This is a genomic window from Paenibacillus xylanexedens (genome assembly GCF_007676705.1).
GTDB lineage: Bacteria > Bacillota > Bacilli > Paenibacillales > Paenibacillaceae > Paenibacillus > Paenibacillus xylanexedens_C.
The window spans coordinates 750,070-768,469 of record NZ_VEBF01000001.1; the positions used below are offsets into that span (position 1 = coordinate 750,070).

The following is an 18,400-nucleotide window of genomic DNA, read 5'->3' on the forward strand; positions in this document are numbered from 1 at the left end:
CCACCTGCCAACCACCCTTTTCATTTAGTTTATTGCATATGTTCGAATCTATTAAGCAGAAGTTTCTTCGCCTTGGTTAGCTTCGATTACAGCATCAGCCATTTTACCTGTCAGCAATTTAACAGCGCGGATCGCGTCGTCATTACCCGGGATAACATAATCGATCTCGTCCGGATCGCAGTTAGTATCAACGATACCTACAATTGGGATACCCAATTTGCGAGCTTCCGCAACAGCGATACGCTCTTTGCGTGGATCGATGATGAACAGGGCGCTTGGCAGGCCTTTCATATTTTTAATACCGCCCAAGAATTTCTCAAGACGATCTTTTTCTTTGCGAAGCAAGATTACTTCTTTTTTAGGCAATACAGCGAATGTACCGTCTTCTTCCCAAGCTTCCAATTGTTTCAAACGATCAATACGTTTTTGAATCGTTTGGAAGTTAGTCAGGGTACCGCCGAGCCAGCGTTGGTTAATGTAGAATTGACCAGCACGTTCAGCTTCTTCTTTAACGGAATCTTGAGCTTGTTTCTTAGTACCCACGAAAAGAATTTTACCATTCTCTCCTGCGATTCCTTTAACGAAGTTGTAAGCCTCTTCGACTTTTTTCACCGTTTTTTGCAAATCGATGATGTAAATTCCGTTTCTTTCAGTGAAGATATAACGATCCATTTTTGGGTTCCAACGACGAGTTTGGTGACCGAAGTGTACCCCAGCTTCGAGAAGCTGCTTCATGGAGATTACTGCCATCTTCACACACCTCCTAATATGGTTTTTATTGTGTCCTCCGCCGGCATCATTTTTCGCCAAGACTCTCCATAAGGAAAGCACCCTCAACAAAATTAGCACATGCGTGTGTTTTAACACCGTTATCTAATATAGCATAACTGACTACCTGATGCAACAGTCTTTGAAACTAAAATCTCTTTTATACTTTTTGCTTCTAACGGAGCAATTCAACCGTGTTCTGGTACTCATCACTATTTATTAATGAAGCTTTCAAAAAACACGATTAAATACACAAAAACCGTCCTGTCCGAGCACGCTCAGCTTGACGGTTCTTTCGTAATTTTTGCGATAATGGATTTGAAACTTTCACCTTTTTCTAGTGCATAGGTACCTACTTGAATTTTGGTGTTGATTCGCTCAGCCTTGCCAGCCTTGATGAACGCTTGAGCATCATCAACGATTCCAGCTGTTTTCAGGTTTCCTGCAACGATTGCCAGACTATTGCCTGAACGTACTTTGAATGAAACTGTCGCGCCTTTCGGATTACTCGGCGTTGCAGGTTCAGTGGTCTTCGGCTCAGTTATATCTTTCTGCTCTTCACTTTCCCTTGTAGAAGGCTCTTCTGGCTTCTCAGGTTCGGCAGGTGTTTCTGCAGTGGTTGCTGTCTCAGGCGCGGTTGCTGTATCTCCCTGCATTTCACTGCTCTCCTGTTTTTTCTTCTCCACCCACTCTGCTTCTGTGTAAAGTTCCTCCTCAGAATCTATCAACTTCATGTCCAAACTTCTCGCGGCTGTTTCAAGTTGTTCTTTGGTCATATTGGCGGTCTTCTCGGGGTCAAGGTTACTATCCGATAGTGCATTCTGTCCCACTGTTGCCAGTTGAAGCAAAACTGCACCAATGATCATGCCGCTCCCCAATCCAATCCATAAGGATCGCTTGTCCATGACTCAGCTCTCCTCCCGTTCGGCAAGTTGCAGTATTAATTGTACTTCCCCACGTTGAATGCCTGTTTGCTTGGAGATGGCATCCATTGACTTACCCTCTGCATGTAAACTAAAAAGTTCCGCATATCGAACTTTAATCGATTCACGTTGAGGAACTGATTCTGTCTTGCTGCTCTGAAGGTCTGCCTCTTGCGCCTGCTGGGCTGCCTCTGCTTGCACACTTTTCACGAGCGCTTGTGCTTGCAATCCTCCAGAAGCTTGTACCGGCATATTACCTGGATGTTGAACTGGTGATGCAACGGGTTCGTTCATTTTGCTCTGTTCCAGCTGATCCAACCGCTGCTGTAATTCCTGAAGTTGCGATTGCATACGTTGATCGGCTGCTGTCGCTTCTCCTTTCATTTCAGCTACACGCTGAATGAGAGCGTCATTATCATTTTCAATTTCTGTCATGTAATGTTCAAGCGTAGATTCCATCTCTTGCACCAGTTGATGCCCTGGCTCCTGCGCCTTGTTTTTCCGGGGCATGATATATGCGTAGGCAATGGCGCAGGCCCCTAATATGACAATAATGATCCATGGTGACAAATTCGGTTCTCTCCTTCTGATTCAACCATCGGTGCGTTAAACGGCATGTCCATCCAATCATCTATTACAGAGACAGATCAATGTGTTTTCCTTTATAAGGGTGCTCGGCAGGTCTGACGCTTTCCTGATCTTGAACCGTTTCCTGTCCACCGGAGCCACTCTGCTGATTTCCATCATTCGTATGACCATCACGCACCGAAGTTTGTGAAGTTTCATCCATTGCTTCACTACGTTGCCTTGCTTCATTTGCTTCCTTAGACGTTTGCTCTGCCAAAAGATTCTGATCCGTAATCGGTCTTTGCTGGGCTTCACTTTGATAGCGTCCCGCCTCGCTTGTTCGTGGTACCGCAATCTGCAACTCCACTGCTTTGAAACTCATACGCTCACCTCACGGTTTCGAATGGATTTCTTCATGTGCCTGAATGCTGTACTTAAACGTATGGAACCATCGTAATATCGCCATCGTGATAATAAAATGAAATTCGACTGACTGGATCTTTAATAAATTTCGTGTATCTGCCGATAACTATTTTAGAGCCTCCAAAAATCATCTTCAGAATATCAACACGAGCCTTGCTGGTATCTTCAAGTGCCTTCTCAATTTCAAAGATGCGCATTTTCGTTTCTTCACTTACACGAAGAGCAGATTTCTGCGTAGCACTTAGCTTGATTCGCATCGACATCTTATCCGGAGTTAATTGTCCTGCGGCAGCTAACTGATCCAGCAATGTCAAAGCTTTCTTCGTTTTGTCCAAGGAATCCATCTGCTCTCTGACTTCCTTGCGCAGATCATTAAGTTCGTTACGGAGCCTCGGTAGCACACCAACTTCAATAGCTGTGACCGTGGACATACTGTTGCCTACAACACGCGCTGAGACGTTCTGACCAGCCTGGATTGAGCCTCCAACGATAAGACCTTTGGTTCCTGCACAGATGACACCATGGCCAGCACGAATATTGGAATGCATAATGCTTTGGGAAACCAGAACATCTTCACCGGCATCCACGTTGCCTTCTTGAATAAACGTACATTTAACATTATGGCCTGCTTGTACCAGTCCTTTGTTATAACCAATAATGCCACCGGTAATTTCGATTGAGCCTCCTGCTTCCAGTTCCGCTCCTTCGACACCTCCGACGACACGAATATCACCTGCTGCTTTTACTTTAAATCCGGTAAGTACGTTACCTCGTATGACAACCGTGCCTACAAAGTCGATATTACCATTATTATAGTCAACGTCTCCATTAACCTCATAGACTGGAAATACATTTAGTTTGTTACCGTCTGTTTTAGTAACCAGCCCATCCAGCGCTGCATACATAGCTGATCCATCCGGGTTAATCACTACGTTTTTCCCAACTTTAAACCGAGCTTCTTTACCAGGACGATAAGGAATTTCCTCACCTGTTACTGCCCTGCCTGGTATGCCATCGACAGGAGCAATTCGCTCTGCAATGATCTGACCACTACGCACATTGTTTAACCGGGTCACTTCTTTGTAATCGACAGTTCCATCTTCCGATTCGAGCGGTCGCCGTTCATTTGTATCGTCCATCCCTACCAGGACCTTGATGAAGCCATCTGTTCCTTGAATGGGAGCGACACCTTCGGCAATCTTATATTTATCTTTCAAATAGATTTCAGGGTTACTCACCAAAAGTAATAATGCTTCTCGCAAAACACCTTGTTTGATGCCCTTGTTGACCACAAATTGTTCAAGTTCATCAATCGTGCAGGCAAAGCCTTCTTCCTCTTTGGAAAATTCAAGGTAGGCTGTGCATTTGTCGTCCGATAAAACAATGTTTAAACATTGTTCCAAAGCAGTCCGCTGTGTCACCGCAATTCTTCCTCCTTTTAGACTTTCCACTCCCCAAACTCCAATGTATTCCTTTTCTCTATTAATCCTTACGCATCAACAAATCTTTCTGTTTGTCCAACGTGCCGCGTAGTCGTAATATTGCCTTGGAATGTAACTGGGATATACGAGACGGAGAAAGAGACATAACCTCCGCAATTTCACTAAGAGACAGATCTTCGTAATACAAGAGTGAAACGACTGTTCGCTCTTTTACCGTCAACTTGTCAAGCCCTTGCACCAATGCTTCCTTCAAATAAAACTCATTCACTTTATAATCCGGATTTTTGGCTTTTTCATCTACCATCAAAGACAGACGTGTCTCAGACTCTTCTTCACGAATCGGGTCTTCCAGCGAGCATAGTGACATGACTGCCACTTCCTGAAGCATATGTTGAAAATCTTTGGTCGACACATCCAGATACTGACTCATTTCCTCATCACTAACGGATCTGAGATAGCTTTGTTCCAGCTGTTGGTAGGCGTCCTCAATCCGCTTGGCCTTCTCCCTAACAGAACGCGGAACCCAATCCCCTTGACGCAGACCGTCAAGTATAGCTCCGCGGACCCTCCATGATGCATAGGTTTCAAATTGCAGACCACGTTCATAGTCGAACTTCTCCAATGCATCAATCAACCCCATAACTCCATTACTCTCCAAGTCATCTTTGGGAACATTTTTGGGCAGACCGACAGCCAGGCGACCTGACACATAATTTACAATATGAAGATACTTTTCAATCAAATTTTTCTTGGCTTCAAGATCTCCATGTTCTTTCCACTTTTCCCATAGATCTGAATGGTTCAAATGTGAAGCTTTACGCTCGTTCAATTGCTTTCACCCTCCTTATTTGTCTGTCAGGTGACGAACGGCCTGCGCCAATTCCTCCGGATCCTTGGTCCGGACAAGTTTAGGCGGATCCAAAGGGGCGAATCCCGTTGGAGCTTTCGTCTCAGATGGCGGAATATTATCCCCAGAGGAGGCGTTCTGTCCACTCTTGAGCAAGTCATTCAGCTCTTGTCCATCATCTTCGAGTTTGATGTCCACCTGTGAACCTCTTTGATCTTGAGCACTTGGTGAATCATAACCATACCCACTTCCCTCGGCCTGAGGGTTCAATAGCAATCCCAATCCCCAGCGTAAGCCATATGCAAGGACAAACCAGGCTACGAATCCAATCAATCCGCGAATTAAACTGGTCATCAACACATTGCTGCTGAATGCTACAAAAAAAGTAAGAATAAATCCAACGATGCCTGCTCCAAGATTAATGCGGTAGTTTCCTATCATAGTCTTATAGTTCCTTTACACCCATTTGGACACTCCGAATAGTCAAAAGTCCAGTTTCACAATCCATTTCAATCGTTCGTCCGTAATTACCACCCGTATCTTCTGCCAGAAGTGGGATTTTGAGTTTCTGCAGCCACTCTCGACAAGAATCTGCGTTTCTTGGGCCAATCCGCATCGTATCCCCGGCACCAGCAAAGGCAAACATCTGAGAGCCTCCGGCCATTTTAGAAACAATACGCGAGTGAGAAGCGCCTAGTTTTATCATTCTTTCCAAAAGCTCAGGCAACGCCGTATCCGCATATTTGGCTGTGTTCAGTTTCCCTTCTCGGGCAATCTCTGAAGTAGGAAGCATAACATGCGCCATTCCAGCCAGCTTCAAATGTGGGTCATACATTGTTAATCCCACACACGAGCCCAAGCCAGTTGTACGGATTACACCAGGAAGATGAGCGATGTTTAAATCCGCCATACCGACTTTAACGACGCTTTTGTCCTCAATCATGGCTCAGTGGCACCCCTAGCGATTCAAATATCTTTGCAAATGATGGTGGATCCGGAATCAGGAAAAACTGACCTTCAACCTGATCTTCACCTTCAAAGAAAGAGGTGTCAATCAACAATGCATCATCACCCATCTCGCCAAATTGCAGCAAGCCATAGCTCAAAATGGCACCTGCCATATCAATGGCAAGTCCAGGAACGGTTGGGTACATGGACAACTTCGTGAAATCTGCCAGAGAAGAAAGATATGAGCCAGCCAAGATATTTCCAATTTCGGAAAGCGCTGATTGCTCCATATCCGTGAAAGCGAGTCCTTCTTTCAGATCAAACCCGGCAAGTCTATTCAACAACATTTTAGCAGCCTCGGGTGTCATCATAAAGAAAAGATTTCCCGGTGCTTCCCCTTCTACACGAAGAAATACGGTAACAACGATGCGTTCATCTCCGCCCACTTTTTCAGCGACTTCTTCAAAAGGGAGCATTTGTACTGTAGGTACACCCATGTCAATCGGTCTGTTGAGGAGTTGAGACAACGCCGTTGCGGCGTTGCCTGCTCCAATGTTACCGACCTCTTTGAGCACATCCATCTGGAATACCTCAAATCGGTTGAACATCTCCACGGTACTAGCCCTCAACACTTTCCAGCTGTACAATCTCGCTTTTATTTAATACTTCGTTCAAGTTGAGCATGATCAGCAAGCGTGAATCCTCCAATTTGGCCACACCACGCAGGTATCTAGCTTTGACGCCGCCAACTACTTCTGGTGGGCTATCGATGGCACTGCTCTTGATATCAATAACATCATTGGCAGAATCTACGATAAAGCCAACTTGCATGTCATCTACACCTACGATAACAATACGAGTCTGATCCGTGTACTCCGATTCCGGAAGGGAGAAACGACCGCGTAAATCAATGACCGGAATTACAACACCGCGTAGATTAATTACTCCTTTTACAAAAGAAAGTGTTTTGGGAACACGGGTAATTGGCATCATGCGCTCGATCGTCTGAACCTTGTCTACCTCAATACCATACTCTTCGGAACCCAATTTAAAGACGATGACTTTCAACTCTTCTTCCATGTAAAAAACCTCCCTATTAAATGTAAGACTTAGCTATATGCTTATTTAATAAATGCATTAGGATCAAGAATCAGGGCTACTTGTCCATCTCCGAGAATGGTTGCTCCAGAGATTCCTTCAATAGCAGGAAGATAGGTTCCCATTGATTTGAGAACAATCTCACTCTGTCCAATAAATTCCTCAACAGCTACCGCTGCAAGACGGTCACCTTTGCGAATCACGACAATTTCGGTTTCCTGCTCATCAGCATCGTTGAAATCCGGTACAGAGAAAACTTCGCTCAAGGACAAGTATGGAATAAGCGATTCACGGAATGTGATCATTTTATTGCCATGGATATTACGAACCTGTCCACGCTGTACAATTGCTGTCTCTACAATGGAGGACAATGGAACAGCGTATTTCTCTGAACCGAGTCGAACAAGCATTGCAGCAATAATGGAAAGAGTCAACGGAAGCTGAACAGAGAAATTCGTACCCTTACCTGGAGTCGAATGAATCGTTACATTACCGCCAAGCGATGTGATTTTAGATTTTACTACATCCAGACCTACGCCCCGACCAGAGATATCAGAGATAACATCGGCAGTACTAAAACCAGGTGCGAACAACAGTTGATTCACTTCATCGTCGGTCATCTTGGCACCTTGTTCTTCGGTTACAACCCCACGTTTGATTGCGGTTTGCAAAAGCTTGTCGCGATAGATGCCCTTACCATCATCTTCAATCTCGATAAATACGTGATTTCCACTATGGAAAGCGCGCAGGTTTACTGTACCCATCTCTGGTTTTCCTGCAGCTACACGCTCTGCAATGGATTCCACACCATGGTCAACTGCGTTACGCAGCAAATGCACGAGTGGATCACCAATCTCATCGATTACCGTACGATCGAGTTCCGTCTCAGCACCAGTAATCACCAGATCAATTTTTTTATCAAGTGTCTTAGCCAGATCACGGATCATGCGCGGGAATCGATTAAATACGGTATCTACCGGAACCATCCGCAATTTCAATACAATGTTTTGCAAATCTGTGCTAACTCTACTTAAATGCGCTACCGTATCAGATAAATCATTGTTGCCTGTCTCGCTGGCCAATTGCTCCAGACGTGAACGGTCAATCAACAATTCACTGAACAGGTTCATCAATACATCGAGGCGCTCAATATCTACACGAATGGTACGTGAAGGTGCAGCGGCTTGTTTCGGCACAGCGGCTTTGGCTGGTGCCAACTTGGCTTCTTCTTTGGATGAAACATTTTTATCCGGCGAAGTAACTTCAGTTACAGCGGGTGGTGCTTCAACTGTAGCTGCGACCTGATTGGCCATCTGCTGAAGAGTCTCCTGATCCAGTTGAATAAGCTTCGCACTTTCAATTTCGGAGATACTCATGATGCCTTCTTCCAGTTCGTGCGCCTCTTTAGTTGTTATGTAATACAACGAGAAACTGCGCTCAAACTTCTCCTGCTCAATATCCTGAACGGATGGGTAGGCTTTAACGACCTCACCTGAACGCTCGAGCATATCAAAGACCATATACGCCCGAACACCTTTTAACTGACTATGCTCACTAACAAGCACATCAACATAGAATACACGGTGACCTTCCGCAATCGACTGATCAAGCACTGAATATTGGAATTCATCCAGCTCCACAGCCGAAGAAATTGAAGCGTTAGCTTGCTTGTTTTTATCAGTTGCAGGGGCATCTCCATTTGTAATTTCACCATTTTCAATTGCTTGAAGTGAGGCTACGATAGAGGACACATCCGCTTTACCTTGTCCACCCTCAGTAATATCCTGAACCATAGTTTCCAAGGCATCCAGACTCTTGAACAGAGTATCAAAAATGTAATCTTGCATCTTCAACTTCTCATTCCGCACAAGGTCAAGCACATTTTCCATTTTGTGTGTCAGTGATGCCAAATCTTCGAAGCCCATTGTTGCCGCCATACCCTTCAGGGTATGAGCTGAACGGAATATAACCTGAACTATTCCCAGATCTTCCGGATTGCCTTCAAGTTGAAGCATGTTTTCGTTAAGGGATTGCAGATGATCATTAGACTCATCAATAAACATGGATAGATATTGGTTCATGTCCATTGTGAGGCACCTCCTCCGTGAGTTACACTCCGTTATTTCACTGCTTGAACAAGTTTAGATGCAATCTCCTGCAGTGGCAGAAGATGACGAACGCATTGCAGCTCTACAGCAGAACGCGGCATACCATATACAACACATGTTTCTTCATTCTCGGCAAAGGTTGATGTAACTCCAGCTTCGTATAATTTCTTCATCATACGAGCTCCATCACTTCCCATTCCTGTCAGCAAAACAAGATGCCTTTGTAAAGAAGTAAACGGCAGAAGCGACTCAAACATCGTATCCACTGAAGGTCTATGCCCGTTCACTGGTTGATCCTCAGTCAGCTTCAGGATAAACTTCCCGTCTGCTGTTTTGTTAACTTTCACATGGAATCCGCCGGGTGCTATATAGGCAGTCCCTTTCTTCAGGACCATGCCCTCTTCAGCTTCAACCACATGCAGTGGACTGAACGTATTCAATCGTTGAGCCAGCGAACGTGTGAAATTGGGCGGCATATGCTGCACAATTATGACTGGTGCTGGCAAATCAGCGGGCAGCTGCTCAAGTAATGTCTTGAGCGCTCTAGGTCCACCCGTAGAACAACCTATTGCTACAAGCTTGTTGAATGGTCCTTCCGGGCTCCCTGCACCTTTTGGAACAGGATTAGACTTGGCTAAATCCTTGGTTTTTGCAGAGGCAGAAGTTGCTGCTATTTGATCGGCTGCCACTCGAGCTGCATTAGGTAGTCGAATTTCCTTTGGAGTCTGTAGTGGATTAGCTGACCTCACTGCTTTTTCTACATTCGTCCCCGAATTACGCTCTGCCTTCGGCAAAGGTTCCATTTTATTCTCTACGCGACCTGGTTTCGAAGGTGATAATGGCGCAATGGGTTTCTTTGATTTGGCCTGCAATTCTTCAGTCCGCTCTCGTATAGCACGTTGAGCTGTCTGGATAGGCTCGATCGTTTTTTTCACAGGCTCCGTTCGATCCCTGACCGGCATTTCTTTCTGCACTGGCTGAGTTGGGGGAGCAACTGTCCCTCGCGACATGTCTATATTTTTCATGGATATAACACGATCAGCTTTTCGTTTGATCTCATTCATCGCAGCACGCATACGTTCAACCAAAGCTTTACCGACTTGGGCGATATCTTGGTCATGTACAATGGATGGTTTGCGAATGAAGTCAAATGCCCCGGCTTCAAGCGCCATAATGGTTTCTTTCATGCCTTGTTCATTGATACCAGATAGCATAATCACAGGAACGAAGGATTCCTTCATAATTGATTTTAGTGCGTCCAACCCATTCATTTCGGGCATCTCAACGTCCATAGTGATAATATCGGGTTTCAATTCTAGCGATTTTTGAATCGCTTCTCTACCGTTTGAAGCCGTTGCTGTGACCTTAAATTCCGGATCCGCTTGAATTAAATCCGTAACAATTTTACGCATAAAAGCGGAATCATCAACAACCAATACTTGATACACCGCCATGTTGTGTCACCCCTATTTCCTTTATTCAGAAATCATGTTGTCCGCTTAAGCCACTTTTTCATAAATCCCCTGATTCCTGTCAAGGTTCCGGATTCCGGAGTTGCAGGTACAGCCAAATAACGGAGAGCAAGTTTCTCTATATCTTTGGAGGCTCTGCTATATGGATAAGCCAGGCTATAGGGCATTTGTCTTTTAACTGCCTTAACTACCTGAGCGTCTTCTGAAATATACCCAAGTAGCGGAATATCCGTCTGCAAAAACCGCCTTGCCACTCCTGCTATTTTATCTGCCACCCGTTCCGCTTCCCGTTCGTCTTCCACCCGGTTAACGATCATCCGAAAGGGTGTAGCATTTTCCTGGCCGTGCATAACTTTGACTAAAGCATAAGCATCGGTTATTGAAGTCGGTTCAGGTGTGGTAATAATCAGGCATTCGTCGGCAGCACCGATAAATCTCATGTTCTCTCTGGAAAGCCCTGCCCCGGTGTCAAAGATCACATAATCCATTTCCTGAGCGATATCCTCCACTTGACTGGCGAAGAACTCCAGATCACGATCAGACAACGAGAACAACTCTTTCATGCCCGATCCTCCAGCAATGTAAGGCAAGCCGCTAGCACCCAGTTGTATGATCTCTCTTATGGACTTTTGTCGGTATAACAGGTGGTACAGATTATAGGATGAGGACGTACCCATAAGAACATCGATGTTAGCCATTCCAATATCGGCATCAAACACAAGTACCTTTTGCCCCAAAGCCTGTAATGCCAATGCAAAGTTCAGTGTAAAATTGGATTTCCCAACACCTCCCTTACCACTGGCCACAGTGATGATTTTGGAGGATCGAATATCTCGCTCAATGCCTTCCATTTCCAATGGCGTGGAGACCATACTTCGAAGTGAGGCTGCCTGGTCCTTCATTGTGTCCATTCTCCCAGCAACTGTTTAGACAATGAATCTGCTTCCGGTTTCAACAAATCGTCTGGAACATTCTGTCCATTTGCCACATATGCGAGCTTGAGTGGAAAACGATGCAACAGGTTAAATAACGGACCACAGCTTCCGGTCTCATCCATTTTGGTGAAAATCACCTTGTCCAGACCATATTTACTGAAATGTTCTGTGATCTGAACCATATCAGCACTTTTGGAAGTCATACTCATGACCAGAAAAGTTTCACTATTCTCTACAGGAGCAAGCAAACTTTGCAGTTCAGAGACAAGTAATTCATTTCTGTAGTTTCTACCTGCAGTATCCATAAAGATTAAGTCACAATTCTCTAATCGAGAAATGGCACGCTGTGTATCACCGGGCGATTGTACCACCTCAAGTGGTACATTCAGAATGGATGCATACGTTCTAAGCTGTTCTACTGCCGAGATCCGATACGTATCTGATGTAATAAATCCAACTTTACGCTGTTTTTTGAACATCTGTTCAGCAGCTAATTTCGCAATTGTCGTGGTTTTTCCTACACCGGTTGGTCCAGCTACGTAGACGATTCGAGTGGTAGGTAGAATACCTTCTTCGATACGTTGTTCCAAAAAGTGCATGACCTCAAGCTTTACCGCTTGTGCTGCTTCCTGTTCATTCAATCCATCCTCAGACCATTTTGCTTGGATGGAATCGAACCAGGATTCCCATACTTCAGGCCAAACATCTTGTTCTGTCAAACGTTCTCTGATTGCGTGCAATGCTTCTGGCACAGGGTCCGCAGAAGTACCTTGCTTGGAAAGCTTGGTCACCATTTGTTTAAGATCCTGCAATTCAGTCATTAACTTATCCTGCTGGAGATCTGAGCCCGTTTGCTTCGTGGCAGTTGTTGAACCCGAAAAATCCGCCCCTTGCGGTCGCGGTTTATGATCAGTGCTCGAAGAACCTGAGCCGCTGTCTATGTTTGGACCGGTATTACTCGATTCAAACATAGACGGCCCAGCCACAGATTTTTCCTGAGCATTCTGATCAGCTGTATTCGTTGTAGTCGACTCATCAGAAGCCGCAACAAACGAACGAGCTGTTTGCCGATAGGCCTCAGGTACAAATGCACGAGGTACAGGTGTAAAGTGATTTTGTACTGGCTTCGTCGTTTGCTTGTTTTCTTCTTTATCCACTGCAGCTACAACTTCGATCCGTTTTTTGCGGAACATTCCCATCACACCGCCCACCTTAATCTCTTTGGTGGACAGAATGACGGCATCACTTCCCAGGTCTTTGCGAATTTGAAGCATAGCTTCGGGCATGGTCTCAACAACGTATTGTTTTACTCTCATAAGTTCACCACCCCGATACTTTGAATTTCAACATTCGGCTCCAACTCGCTGTAGGAAAGTACAGGAATGTCCTGCATAGTACGTTCAATAACCTGACGCAGATACATCCGAATGGTTGGAGAAGTTAATACAACAGGTTGCTGCCCCGATTGAATCAAACGGTTCACTTGTTCACTTAGCTTCTGATACACACTTTGTGTAGATACAGGGTCTAGCGCAAGATAGCTTCCTTGATCCGATTGTTGCACACTTTCAGCAATTTTCTTCTCAAGACCAGGACCAACCGTGATCACGCGAAGTGTCTCACCTTTTTGTGAGAACTGCTGAGTAATCTGACGTGAGAGGGATTGTCTGACATATTCAGTCAACACATCAGGGTCCTTTGTATACGTTCCATAGTCAGCCAGTGTCTCAAAGATGGTTACCATGTCACGGATCGATACTTTCTCACGCAATAATTTCGCGAGCACTTTCTGCACATCACCAATGGAGAGTAGAGAAGGAATCAGTTCATCCACCAGCGCAGAATAGTTTTCTCTGAGATTATCGACAAGTGCTTTCGTCTCTTGTCTTCCAAGCAACTCATGCGCATGCTTCTTAATCAGTTCTGTCAGATGTGTAGCTACAACGGAAGGTGGATCCACGACTGTGTATCCTGCAAGTTCCGCTCTGTCCTTAGTTACTTCATCAATCCACAGAGCCGGAAGTCCAAACGCTGGCTCTGTCGTTTCAATCCCCGTCACAGACTCCTCTTCGTAACCAGGACTCATGGCAAGGTAATGATTCAACAACAGTTCTCCGCCGCCTACCACATTACCCTTGATTTTGATAACATACTCATTGGGTCTGAGCTGGATATTATCTCGAATCCGTATGACCGGAACGACCAACCCCAGTTCAAGAGCACACTGCCTCCGAATCATAATGATCCGATCCAATAAGTCCCCACCCTGCTGATTATCAGCAAGCGGGATTAAACCATAACCAAATTCAAACTCAATAGGGTCCACCTGAAGCAGGTTAATTACACTTTCAGGACTTCTAACCTCTTCAATCTGCTGTTCTTCTTCCAACTGTTCTTCCGCTACTTGTTTCAAATTCAGATTATTCTGCATACGCCACGCGGCATATGCCAACACACCTGCCAACGGAAGCGTAGTAATAACATGAATTGGTGTGAAGAAACCGAGCATGGCAATAACGAAAGCTACGATATAAATAAGTATTGGATATGTAAACAGTTGCCCCGTAATATCATCTGCCAGGTTTCCTTCTGATGACGCTCTGGTGACGATCAGTCCTGCTGCTGTGGAAATAAGGAGAGCAGGGATTTGGCTTACCAATCCATCTCCGATAGTCAATACAGAGTACGTTGACATTGCATCTGCGAAAGCCATCCCATGCACAGTCATACCGATAATAAATCCACCAATGAGATTGATCAGGAGGATGATAATACTTGCAATTGCGTCACCTTTTACGAATTTACTTGCTCCATCCATCGCTCCATAGAAATCGGCTTCACGTTCAATTTTGGAACGACGCTCACGAGCTTGTTGCTCGTTGATCAGACCCGCATTCAGATCCGCATCAATACTCATTTGTTTACCAGGCATCGCATCGAGGGTGAATCGGGCAGCAACTTCAGCTACGCGCTCAGACCCCTTTGTAATAACGATAAACTGAACGACAACGAGGATCAAAAACACGATAAATCCAATCGCAATTTGTCCTCCAGCAATCCAGCTGCCAAAGGTAGCAACTACAGCTCCGGCATCCCCTTCACCAAGGATTAGCTTGGTCGTCGAAATATTCAGAGCCAATCGGAACAATGTAGTGATCAGCAGCAAAGCTGGAAAAATAGAAAACTGTAACGCTTCTTTGCTGTTCATGGCAACAAGGAGTATCATTAGTGCAATTGAAATATTGACGACCAGCAACAAGTCCAACAGCCAGGTCGGGATCGGAAGAATCATCATCAACACAATGCCAATGATACCCGCAAGGACAGCTATATCTTTAATCTTCAATGAATGTACGGCCTCCGATCCCCTTTTATTTCGTTCTGCCCTTTAGTTTATATACATAAGCCAGCACTTCAGCTACCGCTTGAAACAAATCGGCCGGTATAGCGTCACCAATCTCGGCTCTCTGGAACAATGCCCGTGCCAGCGGCTTGTTTTCCATCGTAATAACACCGTTTTCTTTGGCAATTTCCTTAATACGCAAGGCGACATAATCCTGACCTTTGGCAATAATCTGCGGAGCCTCCATCTCGGAACCTTCATACTTTAACGCAACCGCAAAGTGGGTCGGGTTCGTGATGATTACATCCGCATTCGGCACTTCCTGCATCATACGCTGCATAGCCATACGACGCTGGCGTTCCCGAATTTTACCTTTGATCAGCGGATCACCTTCCATTTTCTTGTACTCATCCTTAATGTCTTGCTTGGACATTCGGAGTTTTTTCTCATTATCATACTTTTGATACATGTAATCGAGTATCGCAAGTATGATAAGTGCAGCAGCAATTTTAACACCTAGACTTAGCGTGATGGTAGCAGCAAAGTGTAAAATAGCATCCAATGAAAAGTGAGACAGTGAGGCAATATCAGATTGGTAGCTAATAATTGTGCTGTAAACAAGATAGCCGATAATGGACATTTTCAAAATGGACTTAGCAAACTCAACCAATGAACGCATAGAGAAAATATTTTTGAATCCTTTGATCGGATCCAACTTTTCCAGTTTCGGCTTCAATCCTTCGCCCACAAGAAGAAAACCAACCTGCATGTAGTTAACGATCAAGGCAACTACTACCGCTCCCAACAATACAGGAGCAAGCAGTAACATCACTTCAATACCATAACGCATCATAAGCGTCATTACATTCTCACTGTTAATATCCATACTCAGCCGATTGATAAAGATATCCGTGAACAGTCGAACTGTACGTTCCTTGTAAAAATCACTGAAAACTGTCAAGATCAAAAACGAGAACAGGAGAATCGAAGCACCGGATATCTCCATACTTTTGACAACCTGTCCTTTTTTACGTGCATCCTGTCTCTTTTTCGGGGTAGCTTTCTCCGTCTTCTCCCCTGAAAACAACTGGAGGTCAAGTTGAAGTTTCATCCGAATCTTATCCTCCGTTTCACTCAGCCCGGCCTTTGTCCAATGGTTCCAAGCAATTTTTCCATCGATCTAAATATCGCTTCGAACAATTGACTAAATACAAAGGAGAAACTGGGAACCAGCAAAAGCAAAATAGCAAGACCAACGAGTAACTTAAGCGGTAATCCGACAGCAAATACATTAAATTGAGGAGCTGTTTTGGCCAAAAAACCCAAACCCACATCCGTCAAAAACAACGCAACTACAATCGGAGCCGACATCTGGAAAGCTAACATAAAGGATTGCCCTAATGTCCGAACCAAAAATTCAGCAATGCTTCCGTCTGCCAACCGTAGGAAAAATACATTCGATAACGGAACCCACCGGTAACTGTAGACTATCGCGTCCAACAAATAATGGTGTCCATTCATCGTTAGAAACAGTAGCATGGCAAATGCATATTTCAAGTTACCCGTAAGTGGCGCTGAGGCTCCTGTCATCGGATCAAATACATTGGCCATACCAAACCCAATCTGAAGATCGATAAAAGTCCCTGCAGTCTGTACAGCCGTCATCAATAGATAAGCCACAAAACCTAAGATCAAACCAATTAGAATCTCTCTGATGATCAGCAAAACATAACTCAGGTCTGTCGGCACCGTCTGGTCTATTCCATAGATCAGATAGACAGATAATGTTACAAATGCAGAGATACCAATCTTAACTGAAGTTGGCACATTTCGAGCTGAGAACACCGGTGCGGTTACAAAAAATGATGTAATTCGACAAAACATAAGCAGAGCGACAGGGAAACTTTGCAACAATGTCTCCATCTGCTAAAGCCTACCCTATGTATCTGTATAGATTATCGAGGATGTTGTACGTAAAATCGACTAATATATTCAAGATCCAAGGTCCAAACAAAAGTAATGCCAGAAGTACGGCAACAATCTTGGGTACAAAAGCTAATGTTTGTTCCTGAATTTGAGTGGTTGCTTGAAAAATACTGATTGCAAGTCCTACAACCAGAGCTAGTATAAGCATAGGTGCACTGGCCAGCAATGAAGTGTATACCGCTTTCCCGGCCAGACCGATAATAAATTCCGAAGTCATGACCGTCCTCCTTTAACTTTCCGGCTCAAGTGTTAAAACTCAGCAACAGTGACTTGACTACCAGATACCACCCGTCCACAAGGACAAAAAGTAGTATTTTGAAAGGTAATGAAATCATGACCGGCGGAAGCATCATCATCCCCATTGCCATGAGTGTACTCGCGACAACAATATCTATAACCAGAAACGGAATGAAAATCATAAACCCCATCTGGAATGCTGTCTTCAACTCACTGATTACATATGCCGGTACCATAACCGTAATTGGAATATCCTGATAGGTTTCGGGCTGTTCAGTCTGATTATATTTCATAAACAGCAATAGATCCTTTTCTCTCGTGTGAGTAAACATAAATTTCTTTATGGGATCCGCTGCTTTTTCTAGCGCCTCCGTTTGTGTAAGTTCTCCCTGAAGGTAGGGCTGAAGCGCTACCTGATTTATGGAAGACAACGTGGGCGACATAATGAAAAGTGTCAGAAATAGCGCTAAACCGACTAACACCTGATTGGGTGGCATTTGCTGTGTACCCAAAGAGGTACGTACAAAACCTAGCACAATCACAATCCGAGTAAAACTGGTCATCAGCACTAGCATTGCCGGTGCAATACTAAGCACCGTAATTAACAGAATAATGGACAGTGAACTCGTGCTTGGTGTCCCACCATCACCATTTCCGATTTGAATATCAATATTCGGAATGGGTTCGGCAAAGGCAACCGTGACCGATGCCAGACTGATAAGTCCCATCAAAAAACACGCTAACCAAATCTTTTTCTTCATGAATCCCTCGACCGATCTGTAGTATTGTCTTTATCTAGGAGCTTCTCCATCTTCTCTTTACGGTTAGGCATCTGCCGAAGTTTGGATTCAAACATTTCGTGAAAAGAAGTTGTGTCCTCCAGTTCCATTTCCCGCGGCGGTTCATCTTTACGGAAGCGTTTTGCGAGCTTGGTAATGAGAGGCGAGAGATTCCCTTGTTGAGCAGCAGCATCTCGTTCGAATGATTCAATGATTCTTTGCGCCTCTTCCAGATCCGAAACCTTATCTATCAACTGGATGTCTTCACCTACACCAAGCAGATATACACTTCCACCAATTTCTATAATTTGCAGCGACTTGTTTTGTCCCAGTCCAACCCCGCCCAAAGTACGAATTGTGCCGTGCCGGAACATTTGCTGATTCCGTTTGTTTAAAAAACGGATCAGATAAACAATAAGGACCAGGATGACGGCCAGGACAACAATCACCCATACAAGCTGTAAATAATAATTGGCTCCCGCGCCAGCTCCTTCTGGAAAATCACCCTGAGCCATCATCATGTC

General features: G+C 44.7%; 20 protein-coding genes. All 20 read right to left on the bottom strand.

From position 1 onward, the window contains the following. Positions 1-51: 51 nt before the first annotated feature. Positions 52-750: a 30S ribosomal protein S2 gene (gene rpsB, locus FS628_RS03235; RefSeq protein WP_017689155.1), complete on the bottom strand. Its 699-nt coding sequence runs from the start codon at positions 748-750 to the stop codon at positions 52-54. Between the two features lie 296 nt (positions 751-1,046). Continuing rightward, the gene (locus tag FS628_RS03240; RefSeq protein ID WP_145318851.1) at positions 1,047-1,673 is read right to left on the bottom strand and encodes an endolytic transglycosylase MltG; all 627 of its coding nucleotides are present in this window, start codon (positions 1,671-1,673) and stop codon (positions 1,047-1,049) included. Between the two features lie 3 nt (positions 1,674-1,676). Further along, positions 1,677-2,261, bottom strand: coding sequence for a hypothetical protein (locus tag FS628_RS03245; RefSeq protein ID WP_145318853.1), 585 nt, complete (start codon positions 2,259-2,261; stop codon positions 1,677-1,679). 64 nt (positions 2,262-2,325) lie between these two features. Beyond that, positions 2,326-2,640 (bottom strand): hypothetical protein, encoded by a 315-nt coding sequence (locus FS628_RS03250; RefSeq protein ID WP_145318855.1) that lies wholly within the window; start codon positions 2,638-2,640, stop codon positions 2,326-2,328. A 52-nt stretch (positions 2,641-2,692) separates the two neighbouring features. Beyond that, positions 2,693-4,102 carry a DUF342 domain-containing protein gene (locus tag FS628_RS03255; RefSeq protein ID WP_145318856.1) on the bottom strand — a complete coding sequence of 470 codons (1,410 nt, stop codon included), beginning with the start codon at positions 4,100-4,102 and terminating at the stop codon, positions 2,693-2,695. A 61-nt stretch (positions 4,103-4,163) separates the two neighbouring features. Then, positions 4,164-4,952 carry a FliA/WhiG family RNA polymerase sigma factor gene (locus FS628_RS03260; protein ID WP_145318858.1) on the bottom strand — a complete coding sequence of 263 codons (789 nt, stop codon included), beginning with the start codon at positions 4,950-4,952 and terminating at the stop codon, positions 4,164-4,166. Positions 4,953-4,967: 15 nt separating this feature from the next. Further along, entirely contained in the window at positions 4,968-5,411 is a 444-nt protein-coding gene (locus FS628_RS03265) for a hypothetical protein (protein WP_145318860.1), read from the bottom strand. Positions 5,412-5,415: 4 nt separating this feature from the next. Next, positions 5,416-5,913 carry a chemotaxis protein CheD gene (locus tag FS628_RS03270; protein ID WP_145318862.1) on the bottom strand — a complete coding sequence of 166 codons (498 nt, stop codon included), beginning with the start codon at positions 5,911-5,913 and terminating at the stop codon, positions 5,416-5,418. Next, on the bottom strand, positions 5,906-6,526 hold the full coding sequence (locus FS628_RS03275) for a chemotaxis protein CheC (RefSeq protein ID WP_139331862.1): 621 nt from the start codon (positions 6,524-6,526) through the stop codon (positions 5,906-5,908). Before FS628_RS03275 ends, FS628_RS03270 begins: the two co-directional genes overlap by 8 nt. 10 nt (positions 6,527-6,536) lie before the next feature. Continuing rightward, positions 6,537-6,998, bottom strand: coding sequence for a chemotaxis protein CheW (locus FS628_RS03280; RefSeq protein WP_145318865.1), 462 nt, complete (start codon positions 6,996-6,998; stop codon positions 6,537-6,539). A 41-nt stretch (positions 6,999-7,039) separates the two neighbouring features. Continuing rightward, a complete protein-coding gene (locus tag FS628_RS03285) occupies positions 7,040-9,103 on the bottom strand; it encodes a chemotaxis protein CheA (RefSeq protein ID WP_145318868.1) in 2,064 nt (687 codons plus the stop codon). Positions 9,104-9,135: 32 nt separating this feature from the next. Then, a complete protein-coding gene (gene cheB / locus FS628_RS03290; protein WP_145318870.1) occupies positions 9,136-10,578 on the bottom strand; it encodes a chemotaxis-specific protein-glutamate methyltransferase CheB in 1,443 nt (480 codons plus the stop codon). A 32-nt stretch (positions 10,579-10,610) separates the two neighbouring features. Next, positions 10,611-11,498 carry a MinD/ParA family protein gene (locus FS628_RS03295; protein WP_145318872.1) on the bottom strand — a complete coding sequence of 296 codons (888 nt, stop codon included), beginning with the start codon at positions 11,496-11,498 and terminating at the stop codon, positions 10,611-10,613. Then, positions 11,495-12,847, bottom strand: a complete 1,353-nt coding sequence (gene flhF, locus FS628_RS03300) for a flagellar biosynthesis protein FlhF (RefSeq protein WP_145318875.1) — start codon at positions 12,845-12,847, stop codon at positions 11,495-11,497. The genes FS628_RS03295 and flhF overlap by 4 nt, the downstream gene beginning before the upstream one ends. Continuing rightward, the gene (flhA, locus tag FS628_RS03305) at positions 12,844-14,877 is read right to left on the bottom strand and encodes a flagellar biosynthesis protein FlhA (protein WP_145318877.1); all 2,034 of its coding nucleotides are present in this window, start codon (positions 14,875-14,877) and stop codon (positions 12,844-12,846) included. The genes flhF and flhA overlap by 4 nt, the downstream gene beginning before the upstream one ends. 25 nt (positions 14,878-14,902) lie before the next feature. Next, a complete protein-coding gene (gene flhB, locus FS628_RS03310; protein ID WP_145318880.1) occupies positions 14,903-15,985 on the bottom strand; it encodes a flagellar biosynthesis protein FlhB in 1,083 nt (360 codons plus the stop codon). 23 nt (positions 15,986-16,008) lie between these two features. Then, positions 16,009-16,797, bottom strand: a complete 789-nt coding sequence (gene fliR, locus FS628_RS03315) for a flagellar biosynthetic protein FliR (RefSeq protein ID WP_145318884.1) — start codon at positions 16,795-16,797, stop codon at positions 16,009-16,011. Positions 16,798-16,807: 10 nt separating this feature from the next. Then, complete coding sequence (gene fliQ / locus FS628_RS03320) at positions 16,808-17,077, bottom strand: flagellar biosynthesis protein FliQ (protein ID WP_145318887.1); 270 nt, start codon at positions 17,075-17,077, stop codon at positions 16,808-16,810. Positions 17,078-17,102: 25 nt separating this feature from the next. Further along, positions 17,103-17,858, bottom strand: coding sequence for a flagellar type III secretion system pore protein FliP (fliP, locus tag FS628_RS03325; protein WP_145318890.1), 756 nt, complete (start codon positions 17,856-17,858; stop codon positions 17,103-17,105). Further along, positions 17,855-18,391, bottom strand: a complete 537-nt coding sequence (locus tag FS628_RS03330) for a flagellar biosynthetic protein FliO (RefSeq protein WP_186327763.1) — start codon at positions 18,389-18,391, stop codon at positions 17,855-17,857. Before FS628_RS03330 ends, fliP begins: the two co-directional genes overlap by 4 nt. Positions 18,392-18,400: the final 9 nt, after the last annotated feature.

What these genes read in the sequence shown, in the direction of transcription:
- FS628_RS03270 (WP_145318862.1), bottom strand. Translation starts at nt 5,913, where the DNA reads ATGATTGAGGACAAAAGCGTCGTTAAAGTCGGTATGGCGGATTTAAAC.
- fliP (WP_145318890.1), bottom strand. Translation starts at nt 17,858, where the DNA reads ATGAAGAAAAAGATTTGGTTAGCGTGTTTTTTGATGGGACTTATCAGT.
- FS628_RS03295 (WP_145318872.1), bottom strand. Translation starts at nt 11,498, where the DNA reads ATGAAGGACCAGGCAGCCTCACTTCGAAGTATGGTCTCCACGCCATTG.
- FS628_RS03280 (WP_145318865.1), bottom strand. Translation starts at nt 6,998, where the DNA reads ATGGAAGAAGAGTTGAAAGTCATCGTCTTTAAATTGGGTTCCGAAGAG.
- FS628_RS03275 (WP_139331862.1), bottom strand. Translation starts at nt 6,526, where the DNA reads ATGTTCAACCGATTTGAGGTATTCCAGATGGATGTGCTCAAAGAGGTC.
- fliR (WP_145318884.1), bottom strand. Translation starts at nt 16,797, where the DNA reads ATGGAGACATTGTTGCAAAGTTTCCCTGTCGCTCTGCTTATGTTTTGT.
- flhB (WP_145318880.1), bottom strand. Translation starts at nt 15,985, where the DNA reads ATGAAACTTCAACTTGACCTCCAGTTGTTTTCAGGGGAGAAGACGGAG.
- FS628_RS03250 (WP_145318855.1), bottom strand. Translation starts at nt 2,640, where the DNA reads ATGAGTTTCAAAGCAGTGGAGTTGCAGATTGCGGTACCACGAACAAGC.
- fliQ (WP_145318887.1), bottom strand. Translation starts at nt 17,077, where the DNA reads ATGACTTCGGAATTTATTATCGGTCTGGCCGGGAAAGCGGTATACACT.
- FS628_RS03240 (WP_145318851.1), bottom strand. Translation starts at nt 1,673, where the DNA reads ATGGACAAGCGATCCTTATGGATTGGATTGGGGAGCGGCATGATCATT.
- FS628_RS03330 (WP_186327763.1), bottom strand. Translation starts at nt 18,391, where the DNA reads ATGGCTCAGGGTGATTTTCCAGAAGGAGCTGGCGCGGGAGCCAATTAT.
- rpsB (WP_017689155.1), bottom strand. Translation starts at nt 750, where the DNA reads ATGGCAGTAATCTCCATGAAGCAGCTTCTCGAAGCTGGGGTACACTTC.
- cheB (WP_145318870.1), bottom strand. Translation starts at nt 10,578, where the DNA reads ATGGCGGTGTATCAAGTATTGGTTGTTGATGATTCCGCTTTTATGCGT.
- FS628_RS03265 (WP_145318860.1), bottom strand. Translation starts at nt 5,411, where the DNA reads ATGATAGGAAACTACCGCATTAATCTTGGAGCAGGCATCGTTGGATTT.
- FS628_RS03285 (WP_145318868.1), bottom strand. Translation starts at nt 9,103, where the DNA reads ATGGACATGAACCAATATCTATCCATGTTTATTGATGAGTCTAATGAT.
- flhF (WP_145318875.1), bottom strand. Translation starts at nt 12,847, where the DNA reads ATGAGAGTAAAACAATACGTTGTTGAGACCATGCCCGAAGCTATGCTT.